The organism is Mesorhizobium sp. M7A.F.Ca.CA.002.05.1.1, from assembly GCF_003998335.1.
Taxonomy (GTDB): Bacteria; Pseudomonadota; Alphaproteobacteria; order Rhizobiales; family Rhizobiaceae; genus Mesorhizobium.
The window spans coordinates 1-4,822 of record NZ_RZQI01000446.1 but is presented as its reverse complement, the minus strand read 5'-3'; the positions used below and the strand labels follow the sequence as shown (position 1 = coordinate 4,822).

Annotated in this window: 9 protein-coding genes; 5 read left to right on the top strand and 4 right to left on the bottom strand. The window is 64.7% G+C overall.

Translation table 11 applies throughout. From position 1 onward, the window contains the following. The coding region (locus tag EN939_RS21125) for a beta-ketoacyl-[acyl-carrier-protein] synthase family protein (protein ID WP_164751121.1) at positions 1–877 on the bottom strand (877 nt) is incomplete at its 3' end. Between the two features lie 5 nt (positions 878–882). Beyond that, on the bottom strand, positions 883–1,137 hold the full coding sequence (locus EN939_RS21120) for an acyl carrier protein (protein WP_013528393.1): 255 nt from the start codon (positions 1,135–1,137) through the stop codon (positions 883–885). Positions 1,138–1,359: 222 nt separating this feature from the next. Between EN939_RS21120 and EN939_RS21115 the strand changes: the two genes are divergently transcribed. The 5 genes from EN939_RS21115 to EN939_RS21095 are packed head-to-tail and all read left to right on the top strand — an operon-like array spanning position 1,360 to position 3,729. After that, positions 1,360–2,199: an urease accessory protein UreD gene (locus EN939_RS21115; RefSeq protein WP_127269529.1), complete on the top strand. Its 840-nt coding sequence runs from the start codon at positions 1,360–1,362 to the stop codon at positions 2,197–2,199. Between the two features lie 28 nt (positions 2,200–2,227). After that, positions 2,228–2,530 (top strand): urease subunit gamma, encoded by a 303-nt coding sequence (locus EN939_RS21110; protein ID WP_127269528.1) that lies wholly within the window; start codon positions 2,228–2,230, stop codon positions 2,528–2,530. Positions 2,531–2,540: 10 nt separating this feature from the next. Further along, complete coding sequence (locus EN939_RS21105; RefSeq protein ID WP_127269527.1) at positions 2,541–2,795, top strand: DUF1272 domain-containing protein; 255 nt, start codon at positions 2,541–2,543, stop codon at positions 2,793–2,795. A gap of 32 nt (positions 2,796–2,827) precedes the next feature. Beyond that, a complete protein-coding gene (locus EN939_RS21100; protein ID WP_127269526.1) occupies positions 2,828–3,415 on the top strand; it encodes a HupE/UreJ family protein in 588 nt (195 codons plus the stop codon). Positions 3,416–3,423: 8 nt separating this feature from the next. Beyond that, a complete protein-coding gene (locus tag EN939_RS21095) occupies positions 3,424–3,729 on the top strand; it encodes an urease subunit beta (RefSeq protein WP_127269525.1) in 306 nt (101 codons plus the stop codon). A gap of 35 nt (positions 3,730–3,764) precedes the next feature. Here EN939_RS21095 and EN939_RS21090 read toward each other — a convergent pair whose 3' ends face one another. Continuing rightward, complete coding sequence (locus tag EN939_RS21090) at positions 3,765–4,250, bottom strand: hypothetical protein (protein WP_127269524.1); 486 nt, start codon at positions 4,248–4,250, stop codon at positions 3,765–3,767. 129 nt (positions 4,251–4,379) lie between these two features. Then, on the bottom strand, positions 4,380–4,763 hold the full coding sequence (locus EN939_RS21085; protein ID WP_127269523.1) for a hypothetical protein: 384 nt from the start codon (positions 4,761–4,763) through the stop codon (positions 4,380–4,382). Positions 4,764–4,822 lie beyond the last annotated feature (59 nt).

The following is a 4,822-nucleotide window of genomic DNA, read 5'->3' as shown; positions in this document are numbered from 1 at the left end:
CGTTGAGGTAGTCGACATCCTCGGGATTGAAGCCGGCATCGGCCAGGCAGGCGCGCATGGCCGCTGTCGGCCCTTCGACGGTCGGCGCGACAATGTCGGAGGCATCGGCGGAGAGGCCGGCGCCGGCGACCTCGGCCAGGATGGTGGCGCCGCGCGCCATGGCATGCTCGTAGGTTTCCAGGACCGCCATGCCGGCGCCCTCGCCGAGCGACAGGCCCTGGCGATCCGCCGAGAATGGCCGGCAGGTATCGGGCGCCAGCACGCGCAATGCTTCCCAGCCCTTCAGGATGCCCCAGACCAGCGGCGCATCGGTGCCGCCGGCGACCATCACATCGGCGCGGCCAAGCCTGATCTGGTCGACGGCCGAGGCGATGGCGTGGTTGGAGGAGGAGCAGGCCGAGGTGACGCCGAAGACCGGGCCGCGCAGGCCCAGACTCATGCTGACATGGCCGGAGGCCGCGCTTGGCATAACCTTTGGCACGGTGAAGATACCGGCGCGGTTCTTGCCCTCGACCAGGATGGCGCGATAGCTCTCTTCGATCGCCTCCCAGCCGCAGACGCCGACACCGACGACGGTGCCCATCCGATAGGTGGTGGCTTCATTCGAAACCAGGCCGGCCTCCTGCATGGCTTCTCTGGCTGCGATGGTCGCCAGCAGGCTGAAGCGGTCCATCGACACGGTCTGCTTGCGGTCGATTCCGTGATCGGGAAGCGCCTTGATTTCGCAGCCGACCTTGACCTTCAAATCATGCAGTTGGGGACTTGTGATCTGGCCGATGGCCGAGCGGCCGGCGCGCATCTCGTTCCAGATCGCGGGCGCGCTGGTGCCGAGCCCGCAAATGCCGCCCATGCCGGTGATGACAACGCGCTGCCGCATTCAGTTCAGGCTTTTTTCGCGATCAGCGCGCGCACAGCTTCGACCATGTCGCCGACGTTCTTCAGATTGCTCCAGGCGTCGACCGTGTTCATCTCGATCTCGATGCCATACTCTTCCTCAAGATCGAAGATAATCTCCGTCAGCTCGAGCGAATGGATGCCAAGCGAGGTCAATTCGGTGGTGGTGGTGATTTCTTCGCCGCCCGGCTCGGCATGAGCCTTGATCTTCGCGATGATATCCGTTGCCAGCTGGTCGGCCATTCGGTTCCTTCCCCACTATCTCGACGTTTCCCGACGCCAACTGAGCAGCGCCCCTTTTTCTCCTGGTATCAAGCCGTCGTCGTCGTTTAATGCCTCCGCCAAGCGCAGCATGACCGTACCAAGGTGGTTCCCTCTATAGAAACCGAAACGTTGTCAAGCAACAAGCTATATCGAACTCCATATCGACAAAGCCGACGGAGTGCTTAACGTGCAGGCATGGATATGGGCGAACCTAGCGGCGAACATGACGGGATTTCGACGCAGCGCGTTGCGGGCGTCGCGCGGCTTTCCTGCGCGCTCAGTGAGGGCCGCACGCGCCTGCGGCGCCTCTATCAGGACGGCGCCGCCAAGATAAGGATGCCGGCCGTCTCGGCCGATCCGTTTGAGGCGGTGCTGATCAACACCGCCGGCGGGATGACCGGCGGCGACCGTATCGCCTGGGAGGTGGATGTCGGCGCGGCCGCTTCGGCATCGATCACCACGCAGGCCTGCGAGAAAATCTACCGGGCCGCGTCCGACCGTGCCGAAGTGCGGGTCAATTTGTCGGTCGGCGAAAATGGCCGGATCGCCTGGCTGCCGCAGGAAACCATCGTCTTCGACCGGGCGGCCTTTGCCCGCACGCTCGACGTCGAGCTTGCCGTCGGCGCCGAGGCGCTGGTGCTGGAAGCCGCCGTCTTCGGCCGCCTGGCGATGGGCGAACGCGCCACGCAGGGCAACTTCCATGACCGCTGGCGTGTGCGCCAGGATGGCGCCCTCATTCATGCCGAGGATTTCCGCATCGGACCCGATATCGCCGCCACGCTCGACCGCCCGGCGGTTGCCGGCGGCGCGATCGCGGTGGCGACGCTGCTTCTGGTGTCGCCACGCGCCGAGGCCCTGCTCGACCGGGTTCTGGAGATCGTCGGCGAACACGGCAGCGCCAGTGCCTGGAGCGTGAAGAAATCTGGCAAGCTTCTTGCGAGGCTCTACGCCGGGGACGGCTACCGGCTGCGCCAGCGGCTGGTTCCACTCGTCGAATTGCTCAACGGAAGGGCGGGGTTGCCCAAATTATGGTCACTATAGGCCTGTCTCTACCAATCCAGGGAAACGCATGAACCTGACGCCGAGGGAAAAGGACAAGCTGCTGATCGCCATGGCGGCGATCGTGGCGCGCAAGCGGCTCGAACGCGGCGTCAAGCTCAACCATCCGGAAGCGATCGCGCTGATCACCGACTTCGTCGTCGAAGGCGCCCGCGACGGCCGTCCGGTCGCCGAACTAATGGAAGCCGGCGCTCATATCGTCAGCCGCGCGCAAGTCATGGAAGGCATCGCCGAGATGATCCATGACGTGCAGGTCGAGGCGACTTTTCCCGACGGCACCAAGCTGGTGACCGTGCACGAACCGATCCGTTGAGGAGGACAGGATGCTGGAGCTGCGTCCCAACTGCGAATGCTGCGACAAGGACCTGCCGCCGGAGGCGACGGATGCGCTGATCTGCACCTTCGAGTGCACCTTTTGCGCCGGATGCGTGGAACAGGTGTTGGGCGGCATCTGCCCCAATTGCGGCGGTGGTTTTTCGGCGCGGCCGATCCGCCCGCCAGCGATGCTGAAGAAATATCCGGCGTCGAGCAGACGCGTTCTCAAGGCTGAAGGCTGCGGTCCCAGCAAGGCGGCGTAAACACCAGACCGAGCAAAACGAAAGGCAAACAGATGATCCCCGCCAAACGCCTCTGCCTGTCGGCGATCCTGCTGCTGGCCGCTGCCATGCCGGCCTATGCTCATGTCGGCATCGGCACGGCCTCCTCCTTCACGGCCGGCTTCATGCACCCGCTTTCCGGGCTCGATCATATGACGGTGATGGCCGCAGTCGGGCTGTGGGCGGCGCTCAAGGGCGGCAAGGCGGTTCTTGCCTGGCCGGCGGCCTTTGTCTGCGTCATGCTGGTCGGCGGCGCGCTGGGTATGCTGCACATGCCGCTGCCCTTCGTCGAACCGGGCATACTGGCATCGGTCGTGACGCTCGGGCTGCTGGTGGCGCTGGCGATCGATCTGCCGGTCTCGGCCGGGGTCGCCATCATCGGCCTGTTCGCACTTTTCCACGGCCACGCGCATGGCACCGAGGTGCCGGAGAATGCCGGCGGGCTTGAATACATGGCCGGCTTTGCCATCGCCACGCTGTTGCTGCATGCCGCCGGCATCGCTGCCGGTCTCAGTCTCGGCATCCGGTTCCGTGGAGTGGCCCGTGCTGCCGGTGCCGCCTGTGCGGCGATCGGCATCGGTCTCGCCTTCGGCATCGTGTGAGGGCGACCATGATCCCCGGTGAAATCATCACGGTGGGCGGCGACATCGAGCTCAACAAGGGCCTGCCGACCGTCACCCTGAAAGTCGCCAACAGCGGCGACCGGCCGGTCCAGGTCGGCAGCCACTACCATTTCTTCGAGACCAATGAGGGGCTGAAATTCGACCGCGAGCGCGCCAGGGGCATGCGCCTCGACATTGCCGCGGGCACGGCCATGCGTTTCGAGCCGGGCCAGGAGCGCGATGTCACGCTGGTGCCGCTCGGCGGCAAGCGCGAGGTCTACGGATTTCAGCAGAAGGTGATGGGCAAGCTGTGAGATCTCAAGCTGTGAGATCTTTCGGCGCGCTCAGCTCAGTTCGATGGCTTGGCCGCGGCGTAGATGACGATCTTTCCGGGATCGTCGAATTCGACGGCAAGGACATCCTGCGCCTGCACGCGCTGCGATTCGATGGCGTTGAACAGCAGCGCGTTGGCTTCGATCTCCTTGCGCAGCTCGGTGATGTCGTCCTGATGCTGCTTGACCTTGCTTTCGATCTCCGGCGGCGGGCCGCCTTCGCTGCGCGCGGCGTCGGTGAGGAACACGATGTCGACCTTGTCGAGCTTGGACGTCTTGCGTACCGTACCGATGTTTTCACGCGTGCGGTCGATCGCCGTGTTGACGTTTGCGGCCTCAGTGGTGGCCTTGGTCTCTTCCTGCTTGACCTGCGAGCCGACGATGCGGTTGACGGTCTCCGTGCTTTCCAGCCCTTGCGCCTTCAATCCGGTAGCCGGACCGGCAGCCGCCAGGAACGCCATGGCGGCGACTGCCTGCATTCTGGTCGAGAAAGTGATCGCCATCGCTCGCTCCTGAGAGAAATCGTTTCGGGGCGCGGGTTAGCGCGAAAAGAACAAAACGAATCCCGCCCGGCGAAGGTTCCTTTCCCGATGCGGCCGGCCGGCCGGATGCCGGCCCGCCGTGCCGTGGCGTCAGCTCGCCTTCTTGGTGATCAGGGTCAGTGCGCCATTGGGTTCCATACTGGCCGCGACCACCTGCGCCGAGGTCATTCCCTTGGCCTCCAGCGCCGACTTCACCTTGGGCGTGGCGTCGATCGAGCTGCGCAGTTTCTTCAAGCCGTCATCGCCGCGCTGGGCGATCACCTGGTTGACCTGCGTCTGGGTGTCCTTTGGCAGCTCCGTGATGTCGACGATGTTGACGCTCTGGATCGTCGGCACCGCCGGCTGAGCCTGGGGCGTGGCTGGAGCAGGCGTTGCCGGCGCCGGAGTGGGCTGTGGCGCGGGTTGCTGCTGGGCACTGGCGGCGCCAGCCAGCATCAGGCTGGCAGCTGCGGCAAGAATTATCGTTTTGCGCATGGATTTTCCTTTCCATCGATTGGCAAACGGTCGGTCTGGGGTGACCCCCTAACCTCAAC

What these genes read in the sequence shown, in the direction of transcription:
- EN939_RS21120 (WP_013528393.1), bottom strand. Translation starts at nt 1,137, where the DNA reads ATGGCCGACCAGCTGGCAACGGATATCATCGCGAAGATCAAGGCTCAT.
- EN939_RS21115 (WP_127269529.1), top strand. Translation starts at nt 1,360, where the DNA reads ATGGGCGAACCTAGCGGCGAACATGACGGGATTTCGACGCAGCGCGTT.
- EN939_RS21110 (WP_127269528.1), top strand. Translation starts at nt 2,228, where the DNA reads ATGAACCTGACGCCGAGGGAAAAGGACAAGCTGCTGATCGCCATGGCG.
- EN939_RS21105 (WP_127269527.1), top strand. Translation starts at nt 2,541, where the DNA reads ATGCTGGAGCTGCGTCCCAACTGCGAATGCTGCGACAAGGACCTGCCG.
- EN939_RS21100 (WP_127269526.1), top strand. Translation starts at nt 2,828, where the DNA reads ATGATCCCCGCCAAACGCCTCTGCCTGTCGGCGATCCTGCTGCTGGCC.
- EN939_RS21095 (WP_127269525.1), top strand. Translation starts at nt 3,424, where the DNA reads ATGATCCCCGGTGAAATCATCACGGTGGGCGGCGACATCGAGCTCAAC.
- EN939_RS21090 (WP_127269524.1), bottom strand. Translation starts at nt 4,250, where the DNA reads ATGGCGATCACTTTCTCGACCAGAATGCAGGCAGTCGCCGCCATGGCG.
- EN939_RS21085 (WP_127269523.1), bottom strand. Translation starts at nt 4,763, where the DNA reads ATGCGCAAAACGATAATTCTTGCCGCAGCTGCCAGCCTGATGCTGGCT.